This is a genomic window from Candidatus Pelagibacter sp. HIMB1695 (genome assembly GCF_052047655.1).
In the GTDB taxonomy this organism is placed as follows: domain Bacteria; phylum Pseudomonadota; class Alphaproteobacteria; order Pelagibacterales; family Pelagibacteraceae; genus Pelagibacter.
The window spans coordinates 888,285-904,815 of sequence record NZ_JBNAJT010000001.1 but is presented as its reverse complement, the minus strand read 5'-3'; the positions used below and the strand labels follow the sequence as shown (position 1 = coordinate 904,815).

The 16,531-nt window shown below is 31.6% G+C and carries 14 protein-coding genes; 11 read left to right on the top strand and 3 right to left on the bottom strand.

Annotated features, from left to right (window positions below; genetic code table 11):
* The first annotated feature begins 1 nt into the window (after position 1).
* The 11 genes from sucC (at position 2) to atpC (ending at position 14,574) form a co-directional block, all read left to right on the top strand.
* Positions 2–1,162 (top strand): ADP-forming succinate--CoA ligase subunit beta, encoded by a 1,161-nt coding sequence (gene sucC / locus ACTTAX_RS04910; protein WP_440693315.1) that lies wholly within the window; start codon positions 2–4, stop codon positions 1,160–1,162.
* On the top strand, positions 1,163–2,038 hold the full coding sequence (gene sucD / locus ACTTAX_RS04905; protein WP_440693313.1) for a succinate--CoA ligase subunit alpha: 876 nt from the start codon (positions 1,163–1,165) through the stop codon (positions 2,036–2,038).
* A 36-nt stretch (positions 2,039–2,074) separates the two neighbouring features.
* Entirely contained in the window at positions 2,075–4,993 is a 2,919-nt protein-coding gene (locus ACTTAX_RS04900; RefSeq protein WP_440693311.1) for a 2-oxoglutarate dehydrogenase E1 component, read from the top strand.
* A gap of 6 nt (positions 4,994–4,999) precedes the next feature.
* On the top strand, positions 5,000–6,301 hold the full coding sequence (gene odhB, locus ACTTAX_RS04895) for a 2-oxoglutarate dehydrogenase complex dihydrolipoyllysine-residue succinyltransferase (RefSeq protein WP_440693309.1): 1,302 nt from the start codon (positions 5,000–5,002) through the stop codon (positions 6,299–6,301).
* Positions 6,302–7,702: a dihydrolipoyl dehydrogenase gene (lpdA, locus tag ACTTAX_RS04890; protein WP_440693307.1), complete on the top strand. Its 1,401-nt coding sequence runs from the start codon at positions 6,302–6,304 to the stop codon at positions 7,700–7,702.
* A gap of 22 nt (positions 7,703–7,724) precedes the next feature.
* Positions 7,725–9,680, top strand: coding sequence for a replication restart helicase PriA (priA, locus tag ACTTAX_RS04885; protein ID WP_440693304.1), 1,956 nt, complete (start codon positions 7,725–7,727; stop codon positions 9,678–9,680).
* Positions 9,681–9,788: 108 nt separating this feature from the next.
* Entirely contained in the window at positions 9,789–10,346 is a 558-nt protein-coding gene (gene atpH / locus ACTTAX_RS04880; RefSeq protein ID WP_075506074.1) for an ATP synthase F1 subunit delta, read from the top strand.
* Positions 10,347–11,882 carry a F0F1 ATP synthase subunit alpha gene (atpA, locus tag ACTTAX_RS04875; protein WP_262589886.1) on the top strand — a complete coding sequence of 512 codons (1,536 nt, stop codon included), beginning with the start codon at positions 10,347–10,349 and terminating at the stop codon, positions 11,880–11,882.
* Between the two features lie 6 nt (positions 11,883–11,888).
* Positions 11,889–12,761 carry a F0F1 ATP synthase subunit gamma gene (locus ACTTAX_RS04870; protein WP_075506072.1) on the top strand — a complete coding sequence of 291 codons (873 nt, stop codon included), beginning with the start codon at positions 11,889–11,891 and terminating at the stop codon, positions 12,759–12,761.
* A 2-nt stretch (positions 12,762–12,763) separates the two neighbouring features.
* A complete protein-coding gene (atpD, locus tag ACTTAX_RS04865; RefSeq protein ID WP_262589885.1) occupies positions 12,764–14,182 on the top strand; it encodes a F0F1 ATP synthase subunit beta in 1,419 nt (472 codons plus the stop codon).
* Entirely contained in the window at positions 14,182–14,574 is a 393-nt protein-coding gene (gene atpC / locus ACTTAX_RS04860; protein WP_440693302.1) for an ATP synthase F1 subunit epsilon, read from the top strand. Before atpD ends, atpC begins: the two co-directional genes overlap by 1 nt.
* Here atpC and ACTTAX_RS04855 read toward each other — a convergent pair.
* From ACTTAX_RS04855 to rsfS, 3 genes are read right to left on the bottom strand one after another with little or no spacing between them, the layout of a single operon-like run.
* Positions 14,567–15,043: an RNA pyrophosphohydrolase gene (locus tag ACTTAX_RS04855; RefSeq protein ID WP_440693300.1), complete on the bottom strand. Its 477-nt coding sequence runs from the start codon at positions 15,041–15,043 to the stop codon at positions 14,567–14,569. The two genes, atpC and ACTTAX_RS04855, sit on opposite strands and share 8 nt — an antisense overlap.
* A gap of 1 nt (position 15,044) precedes the next feature.
* Entirely contained in the window at positions 15,045–16,181 is a 1,137-nt protein-coding gene (locus ACTTAX_RS04850) for a S41 family peptidase (protein WP_440693298.1), read from the bottom strand.
* Complete coding sequence (gene rsfS, locus ACTTAX_RS04845; protein ID WP_075506496.1) at positions 16,178–16,528, bottom strand: ribosome silencing factor; 351 nt, start codon at positions 16,526–16,528, stop codon at positions 16,178–16,180. Before rsfS ends, ACTTAX_RS04850 begins: the two co-directional genes overlap by 4 nt.
* Positions 16,529–16,531: the final 3 nt, after the last annotated feature.

Sequence of the window (16,531 nt, the reverse complement as noted above, 5' to 3'; positions counted from 1 at the left end):
AATGAACATTCACGAGCATCAAGCAAAAGAAATTTTAAAGAAATATGGAGCAATAGTTCCAGCAGGATTTTTTTCAACAAGTGTTGATGACTTGATTGAAAAAGCAAAAAATTTAAAAACTGAAAAGTATGTTTTAAAGGCTCAAATTCATGCTGGTGGTAGAGGTAAAGCTGGAGGAGTTAAAATTCTTAATACACTTGAGGAATTAAAAAATTCAGCAAATGAGTTGCTTGGAAAAACACTTGTAACTCATCAAACTGGACCAGAAGGAAGAGAAGTTAAGCGATTATATGTTGAAGAATCCTCTAATATAGAAAAAGAATTCTATTTATCATGTTTAGTTGATAGAGCGAGCTCAAAGATTGCATTTATTTCAAGTGACCAAGGTGGAATGGATATTGAAGAAGTAGCAAGCTCAAATCCAGAAAAAATTATTACAACTAAAGTTGATATAGCTGAAGAAATATCAGATGCAGATTGTGAGTCAGTGATTAAAATTTTTGATTTAAACAGTGATGCAAAAGATCAAGCAATTTTACTAATCAAATCGATTTATAAAATGTTTATTAGTACAGATGCTAATATGGTTGAGGTAAATCCTTTAATTTTAACAAAAGAGGGAAAGATTGTTTGTTTAGATGCGAAAGTTAATTTCGACTCTAATGCATTATTTAGACACCCTGAAATTCTAGAATTAAGAGATCTAAATGAAGAAGATCCAACTGAGATTGAAGCTAGCAAACATGATTTAGCTTATATTAAGTTAGATGGAAGTATTGGATGTATGGTTAATGGTGCAGGTCTAGCAATGGCAACTATGGATATCATCAAATTATATGGTAAAGAGCCAGCTAATTTCTTAGATGTAGGAGGTGGAGCCTCAAAAGAAAAAGTTTCTGCAGCTTTTAAAATTATTCTTTCAGATAAAAATGTGAAGGGAATTTTGATAAATATTTTTGGGGGAATAATGAGATGTGATGTACTTGCACAAGGAGTAGTGGACGCTGCAAAAGAAATTAATATTAGTGTACCTTTGGTAGTTCGACTTGCAGGGACAAATTTTAAAGAGGGAAAAGAAATTTTAGATAATTCAGGTTTAAAATTAATTTCAGCAGAGAACTTAGATGATGCTGCTAAGAAAATTGTTGAGGCTATTAAATAAATGTCAGTTTTAGTTAACAAAGAAACTAAAGTAATTTGTCAGGGTTTTACAGGTGCACATGGAACTTTCCATTCAGAGCAAGCAATAAAATATGGAACAAATTTAGTAGGAGGTGTTACTCCTAAAAAGGGAGGTCAAAAGCATTTAGACAGACCTGTATTTAATTCTGTAGCTGAAGCTAAAGATGCAGTCGGGGCAGATTCCACTATGATTTATGTGCCAGCAAAATTTGCTGCCGCAGCAATTATAGAAGCAATCGATGCATCTGTTGAATTAATTGTTTGCATTACTGAAGGTATCCCAATTCAAGATATGCTTAAGGTAAGAAAAAAATTAGATGGGTCTAATAGCAGACTCATAGGCCCAAATTGTCCAGGAATTATAACTCCTGATGAATGTAAAATTGGAATTATGCCTGGTAATATTCATAAAAGAGGTTCAGTTGGAATTGTATCTAGATCTGGAACTTTAACCTACGAAGCAGTTGCTCAAACAACTGAAAATGGATTAGGGCAATCAACATGCATTGGAATTGGAGGAGATCCAATAAATGGTACAAATTTTATAGATTGTTTAGATCTGTTTTTAAATGACGAAGAGACACAATCAATTTTAATGATTGGAGAGATAGGAGGTTCTGCAGAAGAGGAAGCAGCAGAGTTTTTGAAAAACCATAAGATTAAAAAACCAACAGTTGGATTTATAGCTGGAATTACTGCGCCACCAGGGAGAAGAATGGGGCATGCAGGTGCAATTATTTCTAGAGGTAAAGGTGGCGCAGAAGATAAAATAAAAAAAATGGAAGAATGTGGAATTACAGTCGCAAAATCACCATCAATAATTGGTAAAACTTTATTTGATAAACTGTCTAATTGAAAAATATTTTTTAGAGGGATATATTAAATAAAAAAGATGTCATCATCAAAAAATCTCGATTTCGAAAAAAATTCATTTTTACATAAATCAAATAGTGCATTTATTGAGCAAATGTACTTAAAATTTATTAACAAAGACAAAGATCTCCCTGAAAGTTGGTTAAATTACTTTGAAGGAATTGGTGATGAAATAAAAGTTATTGCCAATGAAATAAATGGACCGTCATGGGGACCAGAAAAAACAAAAATAAATATTGATGAGCTTCAAAAGAAAATAGATGAAAATGAAATTACTAATTTAAATAATGAAAAAATAGATACTTCAGAAAAATTTAATTTTCAATTACTTGCAGATTCTAACAAAGATTCAATAAGTGCTGTTGCCTTAATCAGAGCCTACAGATTAAGGGGGCATTTATTAGCTGATCTTGATCCTTTGGGAATGAGAGAGTCCGAATATTTAGATGAACTTCATCCAGAGTTTTATGGTTTTAAGAAAGAAAATTATGAAAGAAAAATTTTCTTAAATGGGGTGATTAACAAAAAGTATGCCAATATTAAAGAAATTTTAAAATTTATGAAAAAAACCTATTGTGGAAAAATAGGTTATGAGTTTATGCATATTTCTAATCCTGATGAAAGAAAATGGTTTAGAGATAGAATTGAGCAAGATGATAAAGCTCTTCAGTTTACTAAAAATGGTAAGGAAGCAATTCTAAATAAATTAGTTCAAGCAGAAGGTTTTGAAAAATTTTTAGCAACTAAGTATGTTGGTACAAAAAGATTTGGATTAGATGGAGGAGAAAGTTTAATTCCTGCACTTGAGCAAATAATTAAAATTGGTGGTCAACAACAAATTAAAGAGGTTAAAATTGGAATGTCTCATAGAGGCAGATTAAATGTTTTGGCTAACGTTTTACAAAAATCTTATAAAAGAATATTTAATGAATTTGCTGGTGAATATAGTGATGACTCTGAGGATAGTGCTGGAGATGTAAAATATCATCTTGGTGCATCTTCTGACAGACAATTTGATGGAAATTCTGTTCATGTTAGTTTGACAGATAATCCATCTCACCTTGAAGCAGTAAATCCTGTCGTTTTAGGACAAACTAGAGCAAAACAATTTTTTCATAAAGATAAAGAGAGAAACAAAGTTATCCCAATACTAATTCATGGTGATGCAGCATTTGCTGGACAGGGTGTGGTAGCGGAATGTTTTGCTATGTCAGGACTACCTGGACATAACACTGGTGGAACTATTCATATAATTGTAAATAATCAAATTGGTTTTACAACGAGTCCTCGATTTGCAAGATCGTCACCTTATCCTTCTGATGTTGCTAAAATGGTTGAAGCTCCAATCTTACATGTTAATGGAGATGACCCAGAAGCAGTTGTTTATGCGACTAGAATAGCAACAGAATTCAGATTAAAGTTTAATAGAGATGTTGTAGTTGATTTAATTTGTTACAGAAGGTTTGGTCATAATGAGGGAGACGAGCCTTCGTTTACTCAGCCTTTGATGTATCAAAAAATCAAATCTCACCCAAGTGTATATAAAATTTATGGGAATAAACTTGTTAATGAAAAATCAATTACTCAAGAATTACTAAACCAAAATGTTAAATCATTTAAAGATTTATTAGATGATCAATATAAAAGTGCAAAAGACTACAAGCCTAAAATAGAATGGTTTGAGGGTACATGGTCAAGATATAAACCTGAGAAAGGGAAAGACAAAAGAGGAGTATCAGGTTTTGATGAGGAGAAATTAAAAATAATTTCAAAAAAAATAAATACAGTACCGTCAGAAAAAAATATTCATAAAACTATTAGTAAAATATTAAATGCGAGAAGAGACTCAGTTGAAAAAGGAGCAGGAATTGATTGGTCATCAGCAGAAGCTCTTGCGTTTGGATCCTTGTTAGTTGAAGGATACCCAGTTCGTTTAGTTGGACAAGACTCTGGCAGAGGAACTTTTAGTCAAAGACATTCTGTACTAAGAAATCAAATTGATAATTCGAGATATATTCCACTAAATAATATTGTCAAAGGTCAAAAACAATTTGAAGTGGTAGATAGCTTTTTGTCTGAACTTGCTGTTTTAGGTTTTGAATATGGTTACAGTTTAGTTGAACCAAATACTCTTACAATTTGGGAAGCACAATTTGGAGATTTTGCAAATGGAGCTCAAGTTGTGATTGATCAATTTATAGCTTCAGGTGAAAGAAAATGGAACAGAGCTTCAGGGATTGTAATGCTATTACCCCATGGATATGAAGGTCAAGGTCCTGAACATTCATCAGCTAGATTAGAAAGATTTTTACAGTTATGTTCAAACGATAATATGCAAGTGATGAATTGTACAACTCCAGCTAATTATTATCATGCATTAAGACGTCAAATGCATAGAGATTTTAGAAAACCACTAATTATAATGACTCCAAAATCATTACTCAGAAATAAATACTGTGTTTCTAACTTAGAAGATTTTAATAAACAAAATACTTTTCATAGAATTTTGTGGGATCATGCGATTGACCCAAAATCAAATGGTTTTATTAAACTTAAAGAAAGTTCTGAGATTAAAAAAGTTATTTTGTGCTCAGGCAAAGTTTACTTTGACTTACTTGATGCTAGAGAAAAATTAAAAAGAGATAATGTAATCATGTTTAGAATAGAACAACTTTATCCTTTCCCAGCAAAAGCTTTAGTAAACGAACTTAAACCATATGCCAAAAATGCTGAATTTTTTTGGTGCCAAGAAGAGCCAAAGAATATGGGAGCATGGTTTTCAGTGAGAGATTATATTCAATGGACATTAGATACTTTAAAGGCTAAATATAATAAAATTTCTTATATAGGAAGAAGCCCTGATGCAACTCCAGCAACTGGATATGCAAAGAGGCATAATTCTCAGCAACAAGAAATAATTAATAAGGTGTTTGATTAAATTATAATGAGTGAAAAAATAGTAGTTCCAGTACTTGGTGAGAGTATTACAGAAGCAACGGTTGCAAAATGGTTAAAAAAAGCTGGAGATACGGTTGAAGCTGATGAACCAATTGTAGAACTTGAAACTGATAAAGTTAATTTAGAAGTTCCATCACCAATAACTGGTGTTTTAACAGAAATTAATTCACAAGATGGTTCCACAGTAGAAGTTGGAGCTTTATTAGGTTCTGTTTCAGAAAACGGCTCAGCAAAAGTGACACCAACTGAAAAAAAAGAGGAACCTAAACAAGTCGAAGAAACTCCTCCTGAAAACAATGTCATTCAGTTAGATACAAATAAAAAAGAACCAGAAATTTTTGAAGATAAAAAAACAGAAATTCAAAAACCTAAACCATTAGTTTTGACAGAGGAAGTAGCACCAAGCCCAGAACCAGTAAGGGAGAATAGAAATGATACTTTGTCTCCTGCAGTCAGAAAAATTGTTACTGAAAATAATATTGATATTGGTTCTGTTCAAGGTTCAGGAAAAAATGGTCAGGTTTTAAAAGGAGATTTAATTGGTTTAATGGGAGCAAATCCAAAACCATCAGAGAGAAAAATTCAATATGGTCAAGAAGAACGAATTAAAATGACCAGATTAAGACAGACAATTGCTAAGAGATTAAAACAAGCTCAAGAAAATGCTGCATTACTTACAACTTTTAATGAAGTTGACATGACAAATATCATGGAAATGAGAAAAGAAAATCAACAAGACTTTCAAAGTAGATATGGAATTAAATTAGGCTTCATGTCATTCTTTGTTAAAGCATGTGTGGTAGCCTTAAAGCATTTCCCTGCTGTAAATGCTGAAATTGATGGTGACGAAATTATATACAAAAACTATTACAACATAAGTTTTGCTGTAGGTACAGACAAAGGTTTAGTCGTTCCAGTTTTAAGAAATGCAGACGAACTTTCGTTTGCTGATATTGAAAAAAATATTAAAGATATTTCTGAAAAGGCTAGAGATGGAAAATTAACAATTGAAGATCTACAAGGAGGAACATTTACTATCAGTAATGGTGGTGTGTATGGTTCAATGTTATCAACTCCAATTCTAAACTTACCTCAATCTGGTGTTCTAGGCATGCACAACATTGTAGAGCGACCAGTGGTAGTAGAAGGTGAAATAAAAATAAGACCTATTATGTATTTAGCTCTTTCTTATGATCACAGAATTATTGATGGCAAAGAATCTGTTTCTTTCTTAAAAATGATTAAAGAAAATCTAGAAGATCCTAGAAGACTATTTTTGGATATTTAAATGTCAGAAAAATTTCAAGCTGTAGTTATTGGAGGAGGGCCTGGTGGTTATGTTTGTGCAATTAGGCTTGCACAATTAGGTTTAAAAACAGCGTGTATAGAGTCTAGAGGTTCACTAGGAGGAACTTGCTTAAATGTTGGCTGTATACCATCAAAAAGTTTATTAAATCTCTCTGAAGAATTTCATAAAGTAAAAAATTTATCCAATAAGGGTATCGAGATAGGTGAGGTAAAACTTAATCTTGAAAAGATGATGAAAAGTAAAGATAAAGCTGTAACAATATTGACCAAAGGTGTTGAATTTCTTTTAAAAAAAAACAAAGTTACTTATTTTAAAGGTCACGGAAGTTTTAAATCAAAAAATCAAATCTCAATTAAAGATGACAAGAATAATGAAACAATTATCGAGTCAGAAAAAACAGTAATAGCAACTGGATCTGTGCCAGTTTCATTACCTGGAATTGATATTGATGAAAAAGTAATTGTTTCCTCTACGGGGGCTTTAAAATTAGAAAAAGTACCAAATAAAATGGTTGTAGTAGGAGGTGGCTACATTGGTTTAGAGATGGGTTCCGTTTGGTCTAGATTAGGTTCAGAAGTTCAGGTCGTAGAATTTTTAGATCATATTACACCTGGAATGGATAAAGAAATTTCATCTGAGTTTATGAAAATTTTAAAAAAACAAGGCATCAAATTTAATATGCAAAACAAAGTTGAAACAATTCAGAAAAATAACAACGGAGCAGTTGTTTCAATAGTAGATAAAGATGGTAATAAAAACAATTTTGAATGTGATGTGGTATTAATTTCTGTTGGAAGAAAGCCAAATACTGATGGATTAAATTTAGATGCAGTTGGAATTGATTTAGATGAAAGAAAAAGAATAAAAACTGATAAAACTTTTAAAACAAATGTCGAAAATATTTTTGCTATTGGCGATGTAATAGTAGGACCAATGCTTGCTCATAAAGCCGAAGACGAAGGAATTGCAGTTGCTGAAAATATTGCAGGTCAATCTGGACATGTTAATTATGATACAATACCTGGTGTTGTGTATACAACTCCAGAAGTTGCATCTATAGGAAAAACAGAAGAACAATTAAAAGAACTCAATCAAAAATATAAAGTTGGTAAGTTTTCATTTATGGCAAATTCTAGAGCTAAAGCAATTGATGATGCTGAAGGATTTGTAAAAATTTTAGCAGATGAGCAAACAGATAAAGTATTAGGAGCTCATATTATAGGTCCTCATGCAGGAGAGTTAATCGCTGAAATAGGTGTAGCTATGGAATTTGGTGCAAGTTCTGAAGATATAGCAAGAACATGTCATGCGCACCCAACATTTTCAGAAGCAGTTAAAGAAGCTGCATTATCAGTAGATAAAAGAGCAATACACTCTTAATTTTTTTTCATATTATAAAAATATGAAATTTCCGATTCTTTTACCTAATATTTTTGATCATCCATTTACTTATGAAAGTAGTATTGATCTTAAATTAGGAGACTATGTGGAAGTTCCTTTTGGCAAATCAAAAATTACAGGTGTAGTTTGGGACGAATTTGAAAAAAATAGCAACAAAACATTCAAAATAAAAAAAGTTTTGAGGAAGTTAGATGTGACTCCTCTAAAAAAAAATACTATTAAATTTTTAAACTGGTTTTCAGAGTACAATATTATTCCAAAAGGAATGGCTCTAAAGCTTATTTTGTTAAGTAGTCATGCAATAGAAAATAAGGAGCTAAGTTCTTACAATAATTTTAAAAGTGAGATTAAAAATACATCTATAAAATTAACCAAAGATCAAATCAAAGCATATGAAGAAATGGTAAGCACTAACCAAAATTTTAGAGTGCACGTATTACAAGGGACAACAGGATCAGGTAAAACTCTTGTATATTTTGAAGCTTTAAAAAACCTTATAAAACAAGGATATCAGGGGTTAATTCTCTTACCTGAAATAGGTTTAACAGGTCAATTTGAAAAAAAATTTAATGAATATTTTGGTTTTAACGCAGCAGTGTGGCACTCAGGAGTTTCAAAAAAAAAGAAAGAATTAATTTGGAGTGGAATATCTAATGGCGAAGTTAAAGCAATTATAGGTGCAAGATCGTCATTATTTTTACCTTTTAAAAATCTAGGTATGATAATTGTAGATGAGGAGCACGATCAATCATTCAAACAAGATGAGGGTGTAACTTATAATGCACGAGATATGGCAATCTCAAGAGCTTCATTTGAAAATATACCAGTTAATTTAGTTACAGCGGTTCCATCAATTGAAACTTTTGAAAATATTCAAAAAGGAAAATATTCCTTATCAAGACTTACAGAGAGATATAAAAATGCTTCATTACCAAATTACGAAATTATAGATCTTAATAAAACCAAACTTGAAAAACAATCGTGGTTATCAGATAAAATAATCGAAAAAGTAAATTTTCACCTTGAGAGAAAAGATCAGGTTTTATTTTTTTTAAATAGAAGAGGTTTTTCACCTCATGCGTTGTGCAAAAATTGTTTAACTAGCTATTCTTGTCCAAATTGTACTATCAACCTTGTTTATCATAAAAATAAAAATAATTTATTATGTCACTATTGTGGTTTTAAAACTGATTTAAAAAGAGATTGCTCAAAAGAGAGTGAATGTAATTTTGTCTTTAGTGGACCTGGTGTAGAGAGGATATCCGAGGAAGTTAAAAAAAAATTTCCTAATAAGGAAGTTGAAATTTTTTCAAGTGATACAATGAATAAAAAAGACTCATCAAGCAAATTAGAAAGAATTATAAATAATCAAACTGAAATATTAGTTGGTACACAATTAATTTCTAAAGGATTTCACTTTCCAAGTTTAAATTGTATTGTTGTTGTTGATATTGATTTATCAGCTAACGGAAATGATTTAAGAGGAGCTGAAAAAAATTTGCAGTTATATCATCAGTTATCAGGAAGAGCTGGAAGAACAGGAAAACCTGCAACAGTATATTTTCAAACCTATAACAATAATAAAAATATGATTTTAGAAATTACAAATAAAAATCCTGATATATTTTTAAAAAGAGAACTAGAAATTAGAAAAAAAAATAAACTTCCACCTTATCAAAGATTTATTTCTCTGATTATGACTGGTGAAAATCAAAAAAAATTAGAAAAAGAGGCTTATGACTTTAAAAATTATTTAGAAAATAAAATTGAGGGAAATATATTGGGTCCAGTTGAGGCTCCTATATTTAGACTAAAAAGAAATTTTAGGGTCAGATTTTTAATTAGAGGTTCAAAATCTATGAAACTACAAAATGCTATTGCAAAATCAGTTCCAAAATACAAATTTTCTAAAGGAATAAAACTTTCAGTTGATGTTGATCCAATTAACTTCAATTAGGCCCAAAAAAGAGGACTTTTTCGTCAATCAGTCACTTGAAGACATAAAGGTCATATGCTAATTAGAGCGTGATTTTTAAATAATCTTCAACATTTTAGAGGTATCAAGTTGAGCAAAGACACAGGATTTTCAATTACTTCAGCAGAAAGGTATTCACTTGCGCTTTATGAATTATCTACTGAAAGCAATGTTACATCCCAAATAGAAGAGCAGTCACTTTCAGTTCTAAAATTGTTAGAACAAAGCCAAGATTTTTCAAATTTAATAAAAGATCCAACTACAAGCCAAGATGATTTATTAAAAGTAGTTAATACAATCTCAGAAAATTATAAATTTGATCAATTGTTAAAAAATTTTTTAAGTTTTTTAATTCAAAAGAGAAGGTTCTTTTTTGTAGAAAGAATTCTTAAAAGTTTCATCGAGATCTGTTCAGAAAAAAGGGGAGAACTAAAAGCCGAATTAAGATCTGCTAAACAATTATCTAATGAAGAAATTAAACAAATTACGGAAGAATTAACTAAAAACTTTAGTTCAAAAATAAAATTAAACTACAAACATGATGAAAGTTTAATAGGAGGTTTAGTAGTACAGGTAGGGAGTACTATGGTTGATACCTCAATTAAAAGTAAATTACAACAAATCGAAAATAGAATGATAGAGGCATAAATGGAAATAAATCCTTCAGAAGTTACAAAAATATTAAAAGAACAAATAAAAAATTTTGGAGATAAAGCAGAAGTTACTGAGGTAGGTCAAGTTTTATCAGTTGGTGATGGTATCGCTAGAATTTACGGTCTTGACAATGTTCAGGCTGGAGAGATGGTTGAATTTTCTGATGGCTCTAAAGGTATGGCCCTAAACTTAGAGAGCGAAAACGTTGGTGTTGTAATTTTTGGTGATGACAGAAATGTTAAAGAAGGTGATGTTGTAAAAAGAACTGGAAAAATTGTTGATACGCCAGTTGGAAAAGAGTTACTAGGTAGAGTAGTCGATGGTTTGGGAAATCCAATTGATGGCAAAGGTGCATTAGATAAAAGTGTACAAAAGAGCAGAGTAGAGGTTAAGGCTCCTGGAATTATCCCTAGACAATCAGTTAATGAACCAATGCAAACTGGTTTAAAATCAATTGATAGTTTGGTTCCAATCGGAAGAGGACAAAGGGAATTAATTATTGGTGATAGACAAACAGGAAAAACTGCTGTTGCAGTTGATGCAATCATAAACCAAAAAAAAATTAATGAATCAGGCGATGAAAAACAAAAATTATATTGTATTTATGTTGCTGTAGGTCAGAAAAGATCAACTGTTAGACAAATTCAAAAAACTTTAGAGGAAGCTGGTGCAATGGAATACACAACAATTGTTGCTGCAACAGCATCAGACTCAGCACCGCTTCAGTTTTTAGCTCCATATACTGGTTGTGCTATGGGTGAATATTTCAGAGATAATGGAATGCACGCGTTGATTATTTATGATGATTTATCAAAACAAGCAGTTGCTTATAGACAAATGTCACTTTTACTTAGAAGACCTCCAGGACGTGAGGCTTATCCAGGTGATGTATTCTATTTACATAGTAGATTATTAGAAAGAGCTGCAAAATTGAGTGATGAACATGGAGGAGGATCTTTAACAGCACTTCCAATTATTGAAACTCAAGGTGGAGACGTATCTGCATTTATTCCAACAAATGTAATTTCAATTACGGATGGTCAGATTTTCTTAGAAACTGAATTATTCAACCAAGGAATTAGACCTGCAATTAATGTTGGTTTATCAGTCTCAAGGGTAGGTTCATCTGCACAAACTAAAGCGATGAAAAAAGTTTCAGGATCTATGAAACTTGAGCTTGCTCAATATAGAGAAATGGCAGCATTTGCTCAATTTGGTTCAGATTTAGATGCTTCTACTCAACAGTTATTGAATAGAGGATCAAAATTAACTGAGCTTTTAAAACAAAAGCAATATTCTCCAATGACAGTTGCTGAACAAGTAATTTCGGTTTTCTGTGGTGTTAAAGGATATCTTGATGATATTGATTTAAAAGATGTTGCAGGTTTTGAAAGTAAAATCATTGAGAAATGTAAATCAGAAAAACCTGAGATTATTGAGTCGATACAAAGTTCAGGAAAACTTGAAGAGGATAAAGAAAAGTTATTAGTTGAACTGATTACTCAACTAAAGGAAACCCTTAAATCTTAATTTGATATGGCAAGTTTGGACGACCTAAAAAAAAGAATAGCCAGTGTAAAATCTACACAAAAGATTACTAAGGCTATGAAAATGGTTGCAGCTGCAAAATTAAGAAAAGCACAAGAAAGTGCTGAAAAAGGACGACCTTATTCAGAAAAAATGAACAATGTAATTTTAAACCTTTCTAGTGGAATTTCAGATAAAGAAAATGCACCAAAGTTATTAGCTGGTACAGGACAAGACAAAGTTCATCTTTGTGTTGTTATGACATCAGATAGAGGTCTATGTGGTGGGTTTAATTCCAACATAATTAAGAAAGCAAAAAGTTACTTTTCTAAAATTTTAGATGAGAATAAAGAGCTTAAAATTATCACTGTAGGTTCAAAAGGCAATGACCAGCTTAAGAGAATTTATGGTGACAAAATAATTGAAAATATTTCATTTAAAGAATCTAAAAATGCAAATTATTTTGATGCAGATAAAGTAGGAAAAATTATTATTGAAAAATTTGAAGCAGGTGAATTTGATGTTTGTACAATTTTTTACAATAAATTTAAAAATGTAATTACACAAATTCCACAGGCTCAACAAATAATTCCTTTAAATGATGAGGGAAGTGAAAATAGTTCAGATGAAAGTTACGAATTTGAACCAGATGAAGATGAAATTTTAAGCAATTTGTTGCCAAAAAATATTTCAACACAAATATTTAAGGCAATGTTAGAGAATTCAGCTAGCGAACAAGGATCCAGAATGAGTGCAATGGATAATGCAACCCGAAACGCAGGTGAAATGGTTGACAAACTTACTATCGAATATAATAGAAGTCGTCAGGCAGCAATTACTAAAGAACTAATAGAAATCATATCAGGAGCAGAAAGTTTATAATTATGAGCAAAGGAATAATCACACAAGTTATTGGAGCGGTAGTAGACGTAAAATTTGAAGGAGAATTACCGGAAATTTTAACAGCATTAGAATGTAAAAATGGTGACAATAGACTGGTTTTAGAGGTTGCTCAGCACTTAGGAGAAACAACTGTAAGAACTATTGCAATGGATGCTACTGAAGGATTAAAAAGAGGAGATGAAGTTGTAAATACGAATGCTCCTATCCAGGTACCTGTTGGACCAGAAACACTAGGTAGAATTATTAATGTAATTGGTGAGCCAATTGACGAAAGAGGTGAGGTTAAAACTAAAGAAAGCTGGCCTATTCACAGAGCTGCCCCTGAATTTAATGATCAATCAACTGAAACTGAAATATTAGTTACTGGTATTAAAGTTATCGACTTATTAGCACCATATGCCAAAGGAGGAAAAATTGGACTATTTGGAGGTGCTGGTGTTGGTAAGACAGTTTTAATTATGGAATTGATTAACAACGTTGCGAAAGCACATGGTGGATTTTCAGTTTTTGCTGGAGTTGGAGAAAGAACTAGAGAAGGAAATGATCTTTACCATGAGATGATGGAATCTGGAGTAATCAAGCAAGATGGCCCTGGTTCTAAAGCTGCATTGGTTTATGGACAAATGAACGAACCCCCAGGAGCAAGAGCAAGAGTTGCTTTAACTGGATTAACAGTTGCAGAATATTTTAGAGATCAAGAAGGACAAGACGTTTTATTCTTTGTTGATAATATTTTTAGATTTACTCAAGCTGGTTCAGAGGTATCTGCTTTATTAGGTAGAATTCCTTCAGCTGTAGGATATCAGCCTACATTAGCTACTGATATGGGTAATCTTCAAGAAAGAATTACAACAACAAACAAAGGATCAATTACTTCAGTGCAAGCGATTTATGTTCCAGCTGATGACTTAACTGATCCAGCGCCTGCAACATCATTTGCTCACTTGGATGCTACTACTGTACTTTCAAGACAAATAGCTGAAATTGGTATTTATCCTGCAGTAGACCCATTAGATTCTACTTCAAGAATTTTAGATCCAAGAATAGTTGGTGACGAGCACTATAGAGTTGCGAGAGATGTACAAAGAATTTTACAATCTTATAAATCACTTCAGGATATTATTGCTATCCTTGGTATGGATGAATTATCTGAGGAAGATAAATTAGTTGTAGCAAGAGCTAGAAAGATTCAAAGATTTTTATCTCAACCATTCTTTGTTGCGGAAGTATTTACAGGTTCACCAGGAAAACTAGTTGATCTTGAATCTACAATCAAAGGATTTGATGCAATCTGTAAGGGTGAATATGATCACTTGCCAGAAGCAGCTTTTTACATGGTCGGTACAATTGAAGAGGCTATTGAAAAAGCTCAAAAAATGGAAAAAGAAGCTGCAGCTTAATGAGCGAAGAATTTAAAATTGAGATAGTAAATCCTGAAAAATCTTTTTTGGTCAAAGAAGATGTATCAGAAGTAGTAGTACCTGCTTTTGAGGGAGAAATGGGGATATTAAAAGATCACATTTCAATTATCTCATTTTTAAAACCAGGTATTATCAAAGTTAGTTCAAAATCTGGTGATGAAAATTATTATGTTGAGGATGGTATAGTAGAGTTTAAAAATAATAATTTATCTATTCTAACAAGCTCAATTTATAATTTGTCTGATATGGATAAATCTGTTCAACAAGATTTACTGAGAAAAGCTGAAGAAGAGGCAGGAAAGTCAGATATTAATGATCAAGCTAAATATTTAGTAGATCAAAAAATTGAAGTTTTAAAAACTCTTAATTAAGAATTTTTTTTACTTTATCTTTAACTTCTTTGTACACGTGTAGTTTAAAATCAACCACCAAGTCTGTTATTTTGTCTAGCTCTACCCATTTCCACTCTAAAAACTCAGGGTGTTTAGTTTTGATATTTATTTCAATATCTGACCCAACAAATCTCATTAAAAACCATTTTTGTTTTTGACCTCTGTACTTTCCTTTCCAAATCAAACCAAGCAATCTATCTGGAAGTTCATAAGTTATAGTCCCGTCTAATTCTTTGATCAATTCGACACTCTTAATACTAGTTTCCTCTTCTAATTCCCTGTAAGCAGCTTTTAAAAAATCCTCACCTTCATCCACACCGCCTTGGGGCATTTGCCAAAAATTTTTAGGGTTATCTATTCTTTTGGCAACAAATACTTTGTTATCATTATTTAACACAACAATTCCAACTCCACTTCTTAGTGGAAGATTATACAAATCTTTTTTCATTTTATCCGTTGAGTAATTTAATTGCGTAATTTAACTGATTATCAGTTTCAGTTCTTATTTTAAAATTATCACCCTCTTCATTCACTTCAATGTCTGGACGTACACCAACCTCAGATATAGATTTTCCAGATGGAAGATAATATTTTGCAACAGTTAATCGTATTGCGCCTCTATTTTTAAGAGGAATAATAGATTGAACTGAACCTTTGCCATAACTGTTTTCACCTACAACAATTGCTCTTTTGTGGTCTTTTAAAGCTCCTGCAACAATTTCTGATGCTGAAGCTGATCCATAATTTATCAGTACTAATAATGTTTTTCCGTCAGTTATGTCTCCTTTTTTTGCAAACCATTTTCTATTATCAGATTCTTTTCTACTTTTAGTGGAGACAATTTCACCATTTTCTAAAAAGAAATCAGATATTCTTATTGCTTGGTTTAGTAATCCACCTGGATTATTTCTTAAATCCAAAATAAATGAATTAAGATTTTTATTTTTTTTTAATTTCTTTATTTGTTTTTCTATTTGATCACTACTATTTTCATTAAATGAAGTTAATCTAATATATCCAATATTTTCTTCTAATAACTCTGACTTAACTGATTGAATTTCAATTATCTCTCTAGTGATATTAAATGTTAGTGCTTTTTTTTCTCCTCTTCGTCTAACTGTTAATTCTATACTTGAACCTACTGGGCCTCGCATTAAATCAACAGCTTCACTTAGAGATTTCCCTTGAACTTGGGTATCATTAATTTTCACAATGTAATCACCAGCTTTTAATCCAGCTTTTGACGCTGGTGTGTCGTCAATAGGTGAAATAACTTTAACAACTCCTGCTTCCATGCTAACCTCAATTCCAAGGCCACCAAATTCACCGCTAGTTTCAGTTTGCATCTCCTCCAGAATTTCAGGAGACATATAAGAGGAATAAGGGTCTAAAGATTGAAGTAAGCCATTGATAGCAGAGTCCATGCTTTCAGATTGATTGATCTCATCAATATATTCTCTATTTATTTTTTCTAAAACCTCGCCAAATAAATCTATCTTTTTGTAAATATCTACTTCAGAAGAGTTTGCTGAACTTAAATAAAAAAATGATAAAAAAATAATTGAGTAATATTTAATTATTTTCATATCATTACTTTTTCTTTAGGAATAAATTCTGACCAGATTTTTTCTAATTCATAAAATTTTCTTTTCTCTGGATGAAAAATATGAACGATTAGATCTATACCGTCTACCAATTTCCATTCACCACTTTCTTTACCCTCAATTTTAGAGTCTTTAATTCCATTATCTTTAAGCTTTTCTAACACTTGTTCAGATAAAGATTGTATATGTCTAGATGATGTACCGCTTGCTATTATCATATAATCTGCCATCGAACTTTTATCTTTAAGATCAATAGTTACTATGTCTTCAGCTTTGTTAAGATCTAATGTGGTAATTACAATTTCTTTGAGATCTGAAATTTTATCCATTAA